This window comes from Streptomyces sp. NPDC086787 (assembly GCF_044745865.1).
Taxonomy (GTDB): Bacteria; Actinomycetota; Actinomycetes; order Streptomycetales; family Streptomycetaceae; genus Streptomyces.
On sequence record NZ_JBIVBC010000004.1, the window covers coordinates 106,498 to 121,746 of the forward strand.

The 15,249-nt window shown below is 71.5% G+C and carries 15 protein-coding genes; 2 read left to right on the forward strand and 13 right to left on the reverse strand.

Features of this window, described 5'->3' with window-relative positions; all coding sequences use genetic code 11:
- Positions 1–13: 13 nt before the first annotated feature.
- The 10 genes from ACIPK3_RS12610 to ACIPK3_RS12655 form a co-directional block, all read right to left on the reverse strand.
- The gene (locus ACIPK3_RS12610) at positions 14–1,495 is read right to left on the reverse strand and encodes an AlkA N-terminal domain-containing protein (RefSeq protein WP_402568857.1); all 1,482 of its coding nucleotides are present in this window, start codon (positions 1,493–1,495) and stop codon (positions 14–16) included.
- A 112-nt stretch (positions 1,496–1,607) separates the two neighbouring features.
- The gene (locus ACIPK3_RS12615) at positions 1,608–2,444 is read right to left on the reverse strand and encodes a methylenetetrahydrofolate reductase (RefSeq protein WP_402568859.1); all 837 of its coding nucleotides are present in this window, start codon (positions 2,442–2,444) and stop codon (positions 1,608–1,610) included.
- Positions 2,445–2,573: 129 nt separating this feature from the next.
- Positions 2,574–3,083: an O-acetyl-ADP-ribose deacetylase gene (locus ACIPK3_RS12620; protein WP_402568861.1), complete on the reverse strand. Its 510-nt coding sequence runs from the start codon at positions 3,081–3,083 to the stop codon at positions 2,574–2,576.
- Between the two features lie 24 nt (positions 3,084–3,107).
- Complete coding sequence (locus ACIPK3_RS12625) at positions 3,108–4,523, reverse strand: phytoene desaturase family protein (RefSeq protein ID WP_402568863.1); 1,416 nt, start codon at positions 4,521–4,523, stop codon at positions 3,108–3,110.
- A gap of 68 nt (positions 4,524–4,591) precedes the next feature.
- The gene (locus ACIPK3_RS12630; RefSeq protein ID WP_402568865.1) at positions 4,592–5,464 is read right to left on the reverse strand and encodes an inositol monophosphatase family protein; all 873 of its coding nucleotides are present in this window, start codon (positions 5,462–5,464) and stop codon (positions 4,592–4,594) included.
- 97 nt (positions 5,465–5,561) lie between these two features.
- Positions 5,562–5,840 carry an SCO0607 family lipoprotein gene (locus ACIPK3_RS12635; protein ID WP_402568867.1) on the reverse strand — a complete coding sequence of 93 codons (279 nt, stop codon included), beginning with the start codon at positions 5,838–5,840 and terminating at the stop codon, positions 5,562–5,564.
- 86 nt (positions 5,841–5,926) lie between these two features.
- Positions 5,927–6,931: a hypothetical protein gene (locus ACIPK3_RS12640; RefSeq protein ID WP_402568869.1), complete on the reverse strand. Its 1,005-nt coding sequence runs from the start codon at positions 6,929–6,931 to the stop codon at positions 5,927–5,929.
- A complete protein-coding gene (locus ACIPK3_RS12645; RefSeq protein WP_402568871.1) occupies positions 6,928–7,275 on the reverse strand; it encodes a PadR family transcriptional regulator in 348 nt (115 codons plus the stop codon). Before ACIPK3_RS12645 ends, ACIPK3_RS12640 begins: the two co-directional genes overlap by 4 nt.
- 122 nt (positions 7,276–7,397) lie before the next feature.
- Positions 7,398–8,306, reverse strand: a complete 909-nt coding sequence (locus ACIPK3_RS12650; RefSeq protein WP_402568873.1) for an MBL fold metallo-hydrolase — start codon at positions 8,304–8,306, stop codon at positions 7,398–7,400.
- A 47-nt stretch (positions 8,307–8,353) separates the two neighbouring features.
- Positions 8,354–9,556 carry an MFS transporter gene (locus ACIPK3_RS12655; RefSeq protein ID WP_402568875.1) on the reverse strand — a complete coding sequence of 401 codons (1,203 nt, stop codon included), beginning with the start codon at positions 9,554–9,556 and terminating at the stop codon, positions 8,354–8,356.
- A 135-nt stretch (positions 9,557–9,691) separates the two neighbouring features.
- Between ACIPK3_RS12655 and ACIPK3_RS12660 the strand changes: the two genes are divergently transcribed.
- Together ACIPK3_RS12660 and ACIPK3_RS12665 are read left to right on the forward strand one after the other, a co-directional pair.
- Entirely contained in the window at positions 9,692–10,171 is a 480-nt protein-coding gene (locus ACIPK3_RS12660; protein WP_402568877.1) for a MarR family winged helix-turn-helix transcriptional regulator, read from the forward strand.
- A gap of 285 nt (positions 10,172–10,456) precedes the next feature.
- A complete protein-coding gene (locus tag ACIPK3_RS12665) occupies positions 10,457–11,125 on the forward strand; it encodes a hypothetical protein (RefSeq protein ID WP_402568878.1) in 669 nt (222 codons plus the stop codon).
- Here ACIPK3_RS12665 and ACIPK3_RS12670 read toward each other — a convergent pair.
- The 3 genes from ACIPK3_RS12670 to hydA all read right to left on the reverse strand — a co-directional run bounded on the left by ACIPK3_RS12670 (position 11,116) and on the right by hydA (position 15,185).
- Entirely contained in the window at positions 11,116–12,660 is a 1,545-nt protein-coding gene (locus tag ACIPK3_RS12670) for an NCS1 family nucleobase:cation symporter-1 (protein WP_402568880.1), read from the reverse strand. The genes ACIPK3_RS12665 and ACIPK3_RS12670 overlap by 10 nt on opposite strands.
- 74 nt (positions 12,661–12,734) lie before the next feature.
- The gene (locus ACIPK3_RS12675; RefSeq protein WP_402568882.1) at positions 12,735–13,754 is read right to left on the reverse strand and encodes a TIGR03842 family LLM class F420-dependent oxidoreductase; all 1,020 of its coding nucleotides are present in this window, start codon (positions 13,752–13,754) and stop codon (positions 12,735–12,737) included.
- 30 nt (positions 13,755–13,784) lie between these two features.
- Positions 13,785–15,185, reverse strand: a complete 1,401-nt coding sequence (gene hydA / locus ACIPK3_RS12680) for a dihydropyrimidinase (protein ID WP_402568884.1) — start codon at positions 15,183–15,185, stop codon at positions 13,785–13,787.
- Positions 15,186–15,249: the final 64 nt, after the last annotated feature.

Consider the following 15,249-nt stretch of genomic DNA (forward strand, 5'->3'; position numbering starts at 1 on the left):
TCACGGAAGGTCCTCACACGGGCAGGAAGTTGACGGGGTGGCTGTCGGTGGCCCACAGGTACTGGACCGCGTAGGCGCGCCAGGGCCGCCAGGCCGCCGCGCGGGCGGTGAGCGCGGCCGGGGTCGAGGGGAGGCCCAACTCCTGGGCGGCCCGCCGGATGCCGAGGTCGGTGGGGAGGAAGGCGTCGGGGTCACCGAGGGCGCGCATGGCGATGACGTCGGCGGTCCAGGGGCCGAAGCCGGGCAGCGCCAGGAGTCTGGCGCGGGCTTCCGGCCAGTCGCTGTCGACGCCCAGGCGCAGTGTTCCGTCGGCGAGTTGACCGACGAGGGTGGTGAAGGTGGTGCGCCGGGTGCGGGGCATCGCGAGCTGCTCGGGGTCGATGCCCGAGAGCGCCTCCGGGGCCGGGAAGAGATGGGTGAGCCCGCCCTCGGGGTCCTCGACGGGCGTGCCGTGCGCGATGACCAGCCGGGCCGCGTGGGTGCGGGCGGCCGCGGTGGACACCTGCTGGCCGAGCACGGCGCGGACGGCGAACTCGGCCTCGTCCACGGTGCGCGGCACGCGTCGGCCCGGGGCCTTGTCGACCAGTGGTGCCAGGACGGGGTCCGTGCGCAGCAGGTCGTCGACCGCGACCGGGTCGGCGTCCAGGTCCAGCAGCCGACGGCAGCGGCTGATTGCGACGGTCAGGTCACGGGGGTCGGTGAGAGTGAGACGGCAGGCGATGTGGTCGGGCCGGGGTGCCAGGGACACGATTCCATGGCCGTACGGCAGTCGCAGCGTGCGCCGGTACGCACCGTCGCGCCATTCCTCGACGCCCGGGACGGCGGTGGCCGCGAGGTGGCCGAACAGGTTGTCGGGGTTGAGCGGGGCGCGGAACGGCAGGCGCAGCGACAGTGCCCCGCCCGTGTTCCCGGTGAGCCGTTTCGGCGCGCGGGCGCGCAGTTCGCTCGGCGGGAGGGCGAAGACCTCGCGGACGGTGTCGTTGAACGTGCGGATCGAGGAGAAGCCCGCCGCGAACGCGATCTCCGCCATCGCCAGCGGGGTCGTCTCCACGAGGATCCGCGCGGTCTGCGCGCGCTGGGCGCGGGCGAGCGCGAGCGGCCCCGCTCCCAGTTCGGCGCGCAGCTGGCGTTCCACCTGCCGGGTGCTGTATCCGAGGCGGCCCGCCAGGCCGGGCACGCCCTCACGGTCCACCACACCGTCGGCGATCAGCCGCATGGCGCGTGCCACCAGGTCGGCGCGCTGGTTCCACTCGGGGGATCCGGGGCTGGTGTCGGGCCGGCAGCGCTTGCAGGCCCGGAAGCCGGCCTGCTGACAGGCGGCCGCACTCGGGTGGAACGTCATGTTCTCGGGCTTGGGCGGCACGACCGGACAGCTGGGCCGGCAGTAGATCCGGGTCGTCAGAACGGCCGTGAAGAACCATCCGTCGAACCGCGCGTCCTTGGACTGCACGGCCCGCACACACCGTTCCCTTTCGAGGTGCATACCTTTCCGCATGCGTCCAGGATCGGCCAGGGCGGGAGTGAGCGCTGGCAGGAATGCGACACCTGCCTTCCCCGACCAGGCCCGTCGGGGGCGGCGACGGGAACGGATGCCCCCCTCTTACGTGTTACGCGCCCACTTCACTGTCCGCCCGGAACCGGGCGATCCACTCCGATGTCGCGCTCAGCCCGCCGAACGTGTAGAAGTGCACCTTCAGATCGCCGTGGCGGTGCACGTCGTACTGCCCGGCCAGGTCGCGCAGGAAGCGGTCGGGGCCTGCCGTGCCCATGAGGTTGGTGAGGGAGAACCCGTACTTGCGGGCTATCGAGGCGCTGGTGCCGACACCGAAGCGGGTGGCGTATCCCAGCAGGCGGCGCACGCCGGCCGGGCCGGGGACGCCGATGCGGATGGGGACCGTGACACCGCGTGCACGCACCCGCTCCACCCAGGCGAGTACAGGCTCCACGGCGAAGCCGAACTGGGTGATGACGTCACCGGCGAGCCCTCCGGCGGCGAGGTGCGCGCTCTTGTCGGTGAGCGCCGACCAGAGTGTACGCTCGGTGATGGCGGGGTGACCCTCCGGGTAGCCGCTGATCCCGACGTGGCGGACACCGTGCCGCTCCAGGAGGCCGCTGCGCAGGACGGCCAGCGCGTCCTCGTACGGCCCCTCGGGGCGGGCCGGATCGCCGCCGACGACGAACACGTTCTCGGCGGTGCCGTCGGCGGCGAGGCCCGCCAGGAAGGCTTCGAGGTCGGACCGTGACGGGATCCGGCGGGCGGAGATGTGCGGGACAGGGACGAAGCCGAGGCGCTTGACCGCGCGGGCGGCGTCCAGCCGCATCCGCAGATCCTCGTTGCCGAGGTAGGTGACATTGACCCGGGTGCCCCGGGGAATCCCCGCGTGGGCCTGCTCCAGCTGCGCCACGTCCTTGCCGGTCATCTCCAGGGAGAAGTCCTCCAGCATCCCGCTCCTTCGTCTCGGCCCCCGGGCCGGACGATGATGCCACAGGGCGGTCTGCCACCAGGTGTTCCGGGGTGGCATCCCGCTGGAACGGGCTCGCCGGGCGGCCGATCGGAACTCCGCGTCGCTCCGTCAGCCGAGTTGCCGGGAGAACGCGTCATACGCGCGGTCGTCGAAAAGGACGAACCGCACCTCCTCGACCGACGTCCGGGTGTTCCGTACCGTCTCGACCGCGATACGGGCCGCGTCGTCGATCGGCCACCGGTACACGCCGGTGGACACGGCCGGGAACGCGACCGTGCGGGCGCCCAGCTCGTCGGCCACGCGCAGTGACTCGCGGTGACAGGAAGCGAGGAGGTCCGAGCGGTCCTCGGTGGGCGACCAGACCGGGCCCACCGTGTGGATCACCCACTGCGCGTCGAGGTTCCCCGCCGTCGTCGCGACGGCGGCTCCGGTGGTCAGCCCCTTGCCGTACCGGGAGGCACGCAGGGCACGGCACGCGTCGAGGACGGCGGGGCCGCCACGCCGGTGGATCGCGCCGTCGACGCCTCCACCGCCGAGGAGCGAGGAGTTGGCCGCGTTGACGATCGCGTCGGCGGTCTGCCGGGTGATGTCGCCCTGGGCGAGGGTGATGCTGGTCATGGCCGCCTCTGTCGGTCTACGCCTTCAGGTCCGCTGCCGCCGCAGGTGCCGCCAGACCGCCTTCGCCGCGTTGTGCCCCGACATGCCGTGCACTCCGGGGCCCGGCGGGGTCGCCGACGAGCAGATGAACACCGCCGGGTGCGGAGTGTTGTACGGGTACAGGGACAGTCTGGGGCGCAGCAGCGTCTGGAGGCCGGACACCGCGCCGGAGCCGATGTCGCCGCCGACGTAGTTGGGGTTGCGCGCGGCCAGTTCGGGCGGCCCGGCGGTCGCGCGGGCCAGGACGAGGTCGCGGAAGCCGGGGGCGAAGCGTTCCAGCTGGCGTTCCATGGTGTCCGTGAGGTCGCCGGTCCAGCCGCTGGGCACATGGCCGTAGGCCCAGAAGACGTGCTTGCCCTCGGGTGCCCGGGTGGGGTCGGCGACACTGGGCTGCACGGTGATCAGGAACGGCCGCTCGGGTGCACGGCCCTCACGGGACACGGCGCGCAGTGCGGCGCCGATTTCCGAGCTGTCGCGGCCGATCTGCACGGTGCCGGCGGTCCGCGCCTCGGGGGCGGTCCAGGGCACCGGGCCGTCGAGCGCGTAATCGATCTTGAAGACGCCGGGGCCGTAGCGGTATCGGGCGTAGTGGTCGCCGAATCCGGCGATGCGGGCCAGGGCGGTGGGCGAGGTGTCGAAGACGTAGGCGCGCGCGGGGGGCAGATCGTCCAGACGCTTGACCTCGTAGTCCGTGTGCACGGTGCCGCCGAGGTCCTCGAGGTAGGCGGCCAGGGCGTCGGAGATGGACTGGGAGCCGCCACGGGCGACGGGCCAGCCCCGGGCGTGGGCGCAGAGCGCGAAGACCAGGCCGACGGCTCCGGTGGCAACTCCGCTGAGCGGGGCCATGACATGTGCGACCAGTCCGGCGAACAGGGTCCTGGCCCGCTCGTCACGGAAGCGGCGCATGAGCCACGTGGAGGGTGGCAGGCCCGCCAGGCCGAACCGGGCGAGGGTGACCGGGTCGCGCGGGAGCGCGGTGAGCGGCAGGGACATGAAGTCGTGGGCGAGGGTGTCCCACGTGCTGAGGAACGGTTCCACGAGCCTGCGGTACGCCCCGGCGTCGCGCGGTCCGAAGGAGGCCGCAGTCCGTGCCACGGAGCGCGCCAGCACGGCCGCGGTGCCGTCCGGGAACGGGTGGGCCATGGGCAGTTCGGCGTGCAGCCACTCCAGGCCGTACCGGTCGAGGGGCATGGCGCGGAACGCAGGTGAGTTGATACCGAGGGGGTGGGCGGCGGAACAGGGGTCGTGGCGGAAGCCGGGCAGGGTGAGCTCTTCGGTGCGGGCTCCGCCGCCGACGGTGTCGCGGGCCTCGAAGAGGGCGACGGAGAAGTTTCGGCGCGCCAGTTCCACGGCGGCCGTCAGTCCGTTCGGCCCCGCTCCCACCACGACCGCATCGAACATCGACGGCACCTTCGGACCCCTTCGTCAGCCGATGGCCACAGCATATGCCCGGCCCGCTCCGCCCCGGTTCAGTCGGCCGTGCGCAGCAGTTCCGCCACCCGGCGCGCCGTGGCCGCGTCGCGGGCCGCCGTGAAGGGCAGCGTGTTGCCGCCCGTGACACGGAACGGCTCGCCGCTGCGGGTGAGGTGGACTCCGCCGGCCTCCTCGACGAGCAGGATGCCCGCCGCGTGGTCCCAGGCGGCCTCCCAGGAGAAGGCGGTGGCGTCCAACTCGCCCCGGGCCACGGCGAGATACTCCAGCCCGGCGGAACCGCAGGCGCGCGGGGCGATGCCCGGCGTCCACAGGCCGAGCAGGGAGCGCTTCTGGTCGTCGGTCGTGTAGTCCGGGTGGGAGGTGGCCACTTCCAGGTCCCGGCCGGGTGCGGGGGCGCCCGCGAAGAGCCGCTCACCGTCGAGGAAGGCGCCGGCGCCCCGCACGGCCGTGGCGAGTTGGTCGCGGGCCGCGGCGTACGTCCACGAGGCGAGGATCACGCCGTGCTGGGCGAGGGCGACCAGGGTGCAGAAGCCGGTGTCGCCGTGCACGAACTGGCGGGTGCCGTCGACGGGGTCGACTATCCACACCGGAGCGTCGCCCCGTATCGCCTCGTAGCTGGCGGGGTTGGCGTGCACCGCTTCCTCGCCGACCACGACGGAGCCGGGCAGAAGGGCCGAGAGGGCTCCGGTGAGATACTCCTCCGCCAGGCGGTCGGCGTCCGTCACGAGGTCGTGCGGTCCGCTCTTCTGGTCGACCTCGTGGTCGGCGAGTCGGCGGAAGCGCGGCAGGATCTCGGTCTCGGCCGCCTTGCGGACGGCTTCTTCCACGTCGGCCGAGTGGCGGGCGAGAAACTCCGCCGTGAGGGTTTCGTCCAGGGGAAACTCCCAGGTCTCCATGTCTCCGATCATGCCTCCATAAGAGCACGCGGCACTGACAATCCCCACCGGTCCGGTGTACCCGCGATGGAATCGCGGCGAACAACCGGTACCGGTGGGCTCGACGGCTCTACGGCGCCTTGATGATCTTCCCGTCCTTGTCGACGGTGTGGCTCTGCCAGTACTTGTCCCACTTGTCGTCCACGTGCTCGGGGACCTTGCCCTCCGGGTAGCGGGTGTACCCCTTGGGCGGCTGGTGGCCGTCGGCGACGCAGGTGGTGCCGGTGGCTCCGACGGTCATCGCCGGGTACTCCCCGTCACCGCAGATCGCGTCCTGCGTGGAGCAGCCGGTGAGTGAGAGCGCCGCCACCGCACAGGCCAGTACGAGGACGTTGGTGGTCTTGCGCACGATGAACTCCTTGTGCTCGACGGGTTTGGCGTTGACTCCAACCTGCCCCGGACGAGGCGGTCCGATCATGAGTACGGGTACTCAAATCACCGCCTGGGCATGCGGCTCGGCCTGCGCAGCAGATGCCCGGCGAGCAGCGCCAGGTCCGCTGCCAGGGCGACGGACGCGAGCACCGTCTGCCAGAGCGGCCCGTGGGAGGCGAGGTTGGCTGCCAGGTAGCCGAGAAGCATGAGGGCCATGAGCGCCGCCTGGACGTCGTTGCGCTGCCACCAGCGGGGGCCGGGGGCGGCCTGCTCCTCGGCGAGCTTCAGCGCGTACACCTCCACAGGCCCGAACTCGTCCTCGGGGTCGCGCCCGGTGGCGGTGAGGTGGTGGGCGGCCTCCCTCGTGAGTTCGTCGGCCTGGGCGCGGGAGAGTCCGTGCCGTTCCTGAAGCAGCCGGGGCAGGTCGGCGAGCCAGTTCTCGGGCAGGGTCTGCGACGTCATGGCGGGTTCCTCACGGTGGGGGGTCGGTTCGGGGGTCCGGTCGGCGCGCAACGCCGCCCACAGCAGCAGTACGCCGAGCGCGCACAGCGCGGGGGCTGGAACGCGGCCGAGGGCGGTCCTGGGCAGGGTCATGAACGCGGTGGCGGCGAGCAGCACCGCCGCGGCGGTGACGGCTCCCCATCTGCGGGCGCCGCGGCGCCGGGTACGGGCGAGGCTCACCGTCAGCCAGGTGGTCGTCATGGCGACTCCGGTGAGCGCGCTGCCGGCCAGCGAGGCGGGACTGACGTTGAGCATGGTGCCGATGCGGACCCATGCCCAGCCGCCGCCCAGGAGGGCGACGAGGCCCGCCTGGCCGAGCAGGCCGCGGACGTGGTCCGCGCGGGTCGGACCGTGCCGGCCCGTGCGCCGCTCGGGAGGCAGTCGGTCGCGGACCACGGCGGCGGCGTACTCCTCCGGAGTGCCGAAGGCCTCCTCGGGCCGCTCCCCGCTCTGCGCGCAGTGCTGGTCCACCTCGTCGAGCACCTCGTCGGCGACGGTCCCGCCCACCGACCGCTCCGCCAGCGCCAGCCGCACCCGGGCCTTCCACCGGGTGTTCGCGTCCGTCACTGTTCCTCCTTCGTCGCCTGCCGCAGCAGTTGGTCCATCGAGTGGGAGAACCGCTGCCAGCTCGCGCTCTCTTCGGCCAGCCGGGCCCGCCCGGCGTCGGTGAGCCGGTAGACCTTGCGGCCCGGTCCGCCCTCACCGGGCTCCCAGCGGGCTTCGACCAGTCCGTCGGTCTCCATCCGGCCGAGCACCGGGTACAGCGCGCCGCCACGGACGGTGCCGAATCCGTGGGCGGCCAACTGCTGCACCAGCGCGTATCCGTGCTGATCGCCCCCCGCCAGCACGGCGGCGAGCGCCGTGGGCAGCACGCCGCGCAGCCAGCCGGACGAGAGTTCGTGCGCAGGCATCCCCGTAGTCGCCCCTGTTCTCTACTCGGAAATCTCGACTAGTTCGATTTCAGAGTAGTGCTCTCACTGTTGAGTTGTCCAGGCTGTCCGGGCGGTGGGCGTCCGGCCCATGGAGCGGCCGGTCAGACCGAAGGAGCGGCCGCCTCGGGGGCCAGCCGGTAGCGGCCGTTCTCGCTGCGGACCGTGCCGGCCGTGGGCTGCGGGAAGTGGGTGCCGAGGAGCAGGGCTTCACTGTCGGCCAGGCCGTCCAGAATCCGGTGCCGGGTGCGGAGCGCCTGCGCGGAGTCGATGTCGACGCAGCTGCCGATGTGGGGGTGGGACAGCTGGACGGGGTGGTGGATGCTGTCGCCGGTGATCAGCGCCCGGCGTTCGCCGCCGTGCAGTTCCACGGCGACCTGTCCGGGCGTGTGACCCGGCGCGGGGACCAGACGCACGCCCGGGGCGACTTCGCGCCCGCGGTCGGGCACGTCGATCAGGTCGTACTGCCCGTTGTCGCGGACGGGGTGGACGGAGTCACGGAACATCTGGAGACGGGCCTCCTCCAGCTCAGTGCCGGTCCAGTACTCCCATTCGGTACGGCTGGTGAGGTAGCGGGCGTTGGGGAAGGTGGGAACCCAGTCGGCGCCGTCCAGGCGGGTGTTCCAGCCGACGTGGTCGGTGTGCAGGTGCGTGGTGATGACCAGGTCGACCGACTCGGGCGGGAAGCCCGCCGCGGTGAGGCGGTCGAGGAAGTCGGTGTCCAGCTGGTTCCAGGCCGCGTTGGCACGGGTCTTGGCGTTGCCGATGCCGGTGTCCACGACGATCCGCAGCCCGCCCGCCTCCACCGCGAAGCTGTGGCTCGCGAGGCGCGCGACCTCCGCGTCGGCGAAGTGGGGCCGCAGCCAGGCCGCTTCGTCCAGCACCTCCTTGGTGGCCTCGGGCAGCAGCCAGGGACCGGTCTGCGGCGGCAGTTCGATCTCGTCCACGCGGCGTACGACGATGTCGCCGAGGCTCCAGGCGGGGGCGGGGTTGTGAGACGTGGCGCTGTTCAACGGGTTTTCCTTCCAAGTGGGTCAGGGCGCGGTCGAGGCGGAGTGGGTCAGTGGGCGGGTCGGTGGGCGGCGCGGGCGGATCCGGCGAGACCGGCCAGGGCCAGCAGGATCACCGTCCCGCCGTACATGGATACGGCGGTGCTCAGGCCGTAGAGGTTGGTCAGCAGGCCGGCCAGGACGGCGGGGACGCTCATGGCGAGGTAGCTGAGCACGTAATAGGCGGCCAGCGTGCCGGCCCGCTCATCGGGTGCGGCCGGGGGCAGCAGCAGGCGCAGCGCGCTCTGTGTCACGGCGCCGAAGCCCGCGCCCGCCAGCAGGGTTCCGCCGAACAGGGCGACGAGGCTGTGCAGTTGGGGTGCACTCAGGGTCAGCAGGGCCCCCGGGATCAGGGCGGCGGTGCCCGCGAGGCTCACCGTGCGGGCGGGCAGCGACCGTGTGGCCTGGACGGTGATGCCCGCGGTGGCAGTAAGCGCGAAGAAGACCAGGCCGCCGGTGGCGCCGGGGGCGTGCGGGGCGATGAGCCGGGCGAGCGAGGGGCCGAGGGAGGAGGAGAAGCCGCCCAGCGCCCAGGCGGCGACGACGCCGGGCGCGGCGAGCAGCATGGCCGGGCGGGAGGCGCGGGCGAGGGCGACGCCGGGGCGCAGCGAGCGCAGGGCGCCGGAATGCGGTCGCGCGGTCTCGGCGGTGAGGAGGACCGCGGCGGCCTGAGCGACGAAGAGCAGGAGCAGCAGGAGGTAGACGGTGCGGTCGGGGGCGGGGGCGTACTGCACGAGGGCGGTGGAAACCAGGACGCCGGCCGCCATTCCGACCACCGGTGTGACGCCGTTCGCGAGCGTCGCCCGTCCGGGGCGGGCGGGGTTCTCGAAGTCGAGCAGGGCGGCTCCGGCGGCGCTGGTGGCCACGCCGGTGGCCAGCCCCTGGAGGATCCGGGCGGCGAGCAGGGCCGTCACTCCCTGGGCCGCGGCGAAGACGGCCATGGCGGCGGCCTCCGTGAGCAGCGCGCCGACGAGCACCGGGCGTCGGCCCAGGTGGTCCGAGAGCGTTCCGGCGGTCAGCAGTGCCGCGAGGAGGGCTATCGCGTAGGCGCTGAACACGACGGTGACCGTCATGGCCGAGAAGTGCCATTCGGCCTGGTAGCGGGCGTACAGCGGGGTCGGTGCGCTGGAGGCGGCCAGCAGCGCGACGACGACGGAGGCGTGCAGGACGAAGGCGCCGTGGCGAGCCGGCAGTGCGGGGCGGGCGGGAGACACGGAAGACAGAGGGGTGCTGGCGGTGGTGACGGTGGGCATGGATCGCCTCGGAAGCACAGGGAAGTGCGTGCCCAACGCACGCAACTCCCTCACTGTAACAGTCGATGCGTGCACTTCGCACGCTATTCTGGTGGCGTGGACAACACACCAGCGAACGAGACAGGAACCGGAGCAGGCGACTACGTGGGGCAGGCGATCGCGGACGCCCTGAGTGTCCTGCTGCGACGCACCACCCGCGCCCGACTGCACTCACGGCTCACCGACGGCATGGGCGAGGCGCTGGACGAGCTGACGTACCCGGTCATCAGCGCGCTCGCCAGGACGGGACCCCGCAGTGCGGCCGACCTCGCTCACGAGGTCGGGCTGGACCGCTCCGGTGTCACCCGGCGCGCCTCGCGACTCGAGGCGGCGGGCCTCGTCCGCCGCGAGACGGACCCCGCCGACCGGCGCGCCCAGTTGCTCGTGCTCACCGAGGACGGCCGGTCCACGGTGGCGGAACTCCGGGTGCGGCTCGTCGACCACATCATGGAGAGCATGTCGTCGTGGCCGCCCGACGAGGCCGAGACGTTCGCCCGCCAGCTGCGCCGGTTCACGACCGAGGGCCCGTTCGGATAGCGCGCTCACGGATTCCCGAGCGGATTCCGACAGCGGGACGGGTGAACCCATCCACCGGAGACCGCGTATCGATTGACATGACATCACCTCAAGGCGGGTACGGCCGCGTCGCTCGCCCCGCCCGGCGGGACGACCGGCCGGCGCGGTCGGGCCGGCGCACTCCACAGTCACCGCGCGGGCACGGAACGAGTTGGCACTACCGGCGGCGCCGGAACTCGTGTGACACTGTCGTCCCGTCCGCACTCCGGACGGTCTCCGCTCCCCTTCCCGACGAGAAGTGCGCCCGTGCGTGATCTTCCCCTGCCGCTCGCTCTGACCGCGCGCCTGTCGCCGGTCGCCGTGCTGGCCACGGCCGGCTGGGCGCTGGCGTCCGGACCGCTCGCCCCGACATCGGCCGCCGAGCACCGGACGGGACAGCAGGCACCCGCCCAGTCGTCGGCCTCGGCGCCCTCCTCCACCGCGGCGAAGAAGTACGCCGCCGCGCCCGCGCCCTGCACCAGCGTCACGGTGAACACGGTGGGCGCGCTGGTCCCGGGCGCGAAGACGACCGGCAAGGAGATCCCCTCCACGGACGCCAAGCTGCGCCGCACCTGCTCCTGGAACGCGCTCAAGGGGTTCGACTACCGCTGGCTCGACGTCACCTTCGAGATCGCCGACTCCGACGCCGCCGCGCAGAAGCAGTACCAGGCGCGCACCACGGAGAAGAGCGGTGGAGGGGCTGTCCCGGGCCTCGGCGACTCCGGCTACTCCGTGGTGAACCTGACCACCGAGGACAAGCAGCAGACCCGCGAGGGCGTGGTGATCGCCCGGGCCGGCAACGCGCTCGTCCTGGTCACCTACAACGGCAGCAACTTCGAGACGAAGAAGGCGCCCACCACGGACGTGATCAACAAGGGTGCCATCAAGGCCGCCAAGGACGCGGTGGCGGCCCTGAGGAGCGGCACTCAGAGCTGAGGCGCGGAACTACCGGCGACAGGCTTCCGGTTGGTCAGCAGCATCAGCGCCAGGTACAGCGTGATCGATGTGCCGAGGCCGACCGCCCAGCCGTAGTCGGCCAGGGGGGCGAGCGCCGGGATGGGGCGGCCGTCGACCAGTGGTTTGAAGCTGGCGCCGCCGACGGCCAGTACGCCGCCCACCACGAACGCCACGACCGCCCGCCAGTTCCAGCCTGCGTCGTACCAGTAGCGGCCACCGCGGGTGTACAGCTCGGTCAGGTCCAGCCGGGTGCGGCGCAGGATCCAGTAGTCGGCGATGAGGATGCCGGCCACGGTGCCGAGCAGTCCGCCGACCAGCCCGAGCCAGGTGAAGATGTAGCCCCGGGGGTCGGAGTACAGCTTCCACGGGAAGATCAGCACGCCGAGGACGCAGGTGACGAGGGCGCCGGTGCGGAAGCTGATCCGCCTGGGCGCGATGTTGGAGAAGTCGAACGACGGCGAGACCAGGTTCGCGGCGATGTTCACGGAGAGGGTCGCGACCAGCACGGTCACCAGGGCGTAGAGCAGGCCGACGACGCTGTCGGTCTTGGCGGCCAGCTGCACCGGATCCCAGATCGGCGCGCCGTACACCGCCTGCGAACCCGAGGTGACCAGCACGGACAGGAACGCGAACAGCGTCATGGTGGTCGGCAGACCGAGGGCCTGGCCCCAGGTCTGGGCGCGCTGGCTCTTGCCGTAGCGGGTGAAGTCCGGGATGTTCAGGGACAGCGTGGACCAGAAGCCGATCATGCCCATGAGGGAGGGCCAGAACAGCTTCCAGAAGTCGCCGTCCCAGCCGAGCTTGGAGGGCTGGTCGAACAGCGGGCCGAAGCCGCCCGCCTTGTTGCTCATCCAGACCAGCATGACGATCGCGCCGACGATCACGAACGGCGCCGCCCAGTTCTCGAAGCGGCGGATCGTCTCCATGCCCCGGTAGATGATCGCGACCTGGATCACCCAGAAGATCGCGAACGACAGCCACATCGTCCAGGGGTAGCCGCCGATCTTCGCGGCGTGCTCCCAGCTCCCGCCGATCAGTTTCCCGGCGAGGAAGAAGATCGCCTCACCACCGATCCAGGTCTGGATGCCGAACCAGCCGCACGCCACCAACGCCCGGACCACGGCGGGCAGGTTGGCGCCGCGCACACCGAAGGAGGCGCGTGCGAAGACCGGGAAGGGAATGCCGTACTTGGGTCCGGCGTGCCCGGTGAGCAGCATGGGGACGAGCACGATCAGGTTGGCGAGGGCGATGGTGAACACGGCCTGTTTCCAGTCCATGCCCACGGCGATCAACCCGGAGGCCAGGGTCCAGGATGCCGTGTTGTGGGCCATGCCGACCCACAGCGCGCAGAAGTTGTAGGTGGTCCAGGTGCGTTTGGCGATGGGGACCGGAAGCAGGTCCTCGTTGGCGTACGGACCGCTGGGCGGCGGCGTACCCGGGGCGATCTCCACCCGGCCGTCGGGGAGCGTGACCTGTGACGTCATCGGTATGTCCGTGGGGGCGGTGTCGGTCATGGGCGGGCCAATCCCCGGGCCCCCTCCCCGAGCGGGTGGGAAGGGGAGCCCGGAACAGGACGGAACAGCGTCGGTCAGCCGTTGACGGCCGGGATCACCTTGGACCCGTAGGCGTCGATGACGGCCTCCTGTGCGTCGTGCATGTCGTACAGCGCGAACTGGTCGACGCCCAGCGCGCGCAGCGCTTCGAGCTTCTCGACGTGCATCTCGGGTGTGCCGATGAGGCAGAAGCGGTCCACGATCTCGTCCGGTACGAACTCGGTGTCGGGGTTTCCGCTGCGCCCGTGGTGGGCGTAGTCGTACCCGTGACGACCCCTTATGTAGTCGGTGAGTTCGTCGGGGACCTGGGCGGAGTGCTCGCCGTACTTGGCGACCAGGTCGGCCACGTGGTTGCCGACCATTCCACCGAACCAGCGGCACTGGTCACGGGCGTGGCCGAGCGCCTCCGGCGAGTCGTCCTCGGTGACGTAGGCGGGGGCGGCGACGCAGATCTTCACCTCGGAGGGGTCGCGTCCGGCCCCGACGGCCGCCTCCTTGACGGCCTTGACCATGTATTCGGTGAGGTAGAGGTCGGCCAGCTGGAGGATGAACCCGTCGGCCTCCTCGCCGGTCATCTTCAGGGCCTTGGGGCCGTACGCGGCCATCCACACGGGCAGTTCGGCACCCGGCTTGACCCACGGGAACCGGATCACCGTGCCGCCGAGGTCGGCCTCCTCGCCCCTGCCGAGCGCCCGGATGACCCTCATGGAATCGCTTATCCGGGCGAGGGTGTTGGGCTTGCGGCCGGCCACCCGCATCGCCGAGTCGCCGCGGCCGATGCCGCAGACCGTCCGGTTGCCGAACATGTCGTTGAGGGTGGCGAAGGTGGAGGCGGTGACCTCCCAGGTGCGGGTGCCCGGGTTGGTGACCATCGGGCCGACCGTCAGCTTCGAGGTGTTGGCGAGGATCTGGCTGTAGATGACGAAAGGCTCCTGCCACAGTACGGCGGAGTCGAAGGTCCAGCCGTAGGTGAAGCCGTTGCGCTCCGCCTGTTGCATCAGGCTGACGACGCGGGAGGCGGGCGGGTCGGTCTGCAGGACGAGTCCGAAGTCCATGGTGTTGCTGGCGCCTTTCCTGGTGACGGTCTAGTTGAGGTACTGACAGGTGGAACGCGGGGTGAAGACGCCGTGGCCCGCGCGTCCGGTGTACTCCCGCTCGGTGATGACGGGTTCGCCGCGTGAGAGCACGGTCTCGACCCGGCCGGTGACGCGCCTGCCCTCGTACGCCGAGTAGTCGACGTTCATGTGGTGGGTCTCGGCGGAGATGACCTGTTCGGCGTGCGGGTCGTAGATGACGACGTCGGCGTCGGCGCCCGGGGCGATGGTGCCCTTCTTCGGGTACATCCCGAACATCCGCGCGGGAGCGGCGCAGGCGATCTCGATCCAGCGGCGGCGGGAGATGTGCCCGTCGACGACCGCCTGATGGAGCAGGTCCATCCGGTTCTCCACGCCCGGCAGACCGTTGGGGATCTTGGAGAAGTCGCCGCGGCCCAGCTCCTTCTGCCCCACGAAACAGAAGGGGCAGTGGTCGGTGGAAACCACCTGGAGGTCGTTGGTGCGCAGTCCCTGCCACAGCTTGGCCTGGTGCTCCCTGGGCCGAAGGGGTGTGCTGCACACGTACTTGGAGCCCTCGAAGTCGGGCTCGGCAAGGTTGTCGGTGGACAGGAACAGGTACTGCGGGCAGGTCTCGCCGAAGACGTTGAGGCCCTCGTCGCGCGCCCGGGCCAGTTCGGCGACCGCCTCCATGGCCGAGACGTGGACGACGTACAGGGGCGCGCCCGCGACCTGCGCCAGCCGGATGGCCCGGTGGGTGGCCTCGGCCTCCAGGAGGGCCTTGCGGACCTCGCCGTGGTAGCGGGGGTCGGTCTCGCCGCGGGCGAGGGCCTGCTCCACGAGGACGTCGATGGCGATGCCGTTCTCCGCGTGCATCATGATCAGTCCGCCGTTCTCGGCGGAGCGCTGCATGGCGCGCAGGATCTGGCCGTCGTCGGAGTAGAACACCCCGGGGTAGGCCATGAACTGCTTGAAGGAGGTGACACCCTCCTCCACGAGGCGGTCCATCTCCTTGAGCGTCCTGTCGTTCACATCGGAGACGATCATGTGGAAGCCGTAGTCGATGGCGCAGTTGCCCTCGGCCTTGGCGTGCCAGGTGTCGAGGCCCTCGCGCAGGGTGTGGCCGACGCTCTGCACGGCGAAGTCGACGATCGTGGTGGTGCCGCCCCAGGCCGCCGCCCGGGTGCCGGTCTCGAAGGTGTCGGAGGCGAAGGTGCCGCCGAACGGCAGCTCCATGTGGGTGTGGGCGTCGACTCCGCCCGGGATGACGTACTTGCCGCCGGCGTCGATGACGCGCTCCGCGGTGAAGGTCTCGGCGGCCGGGGTGCCGGAAGCGGCGAGGGCGGCGATGCGGCCGTCCTCGATCAGGACGTCGGCGTGGATCTCGTCGGACGCGGTGATGACGAGGCCGCCGCGGATGACGGTACGGCTCATGACTCCCTCTCCTTGGCTCTCCTTGATGGGGCGTTGCCTCCGGCTCCTGGCTGGGAGGATGCCG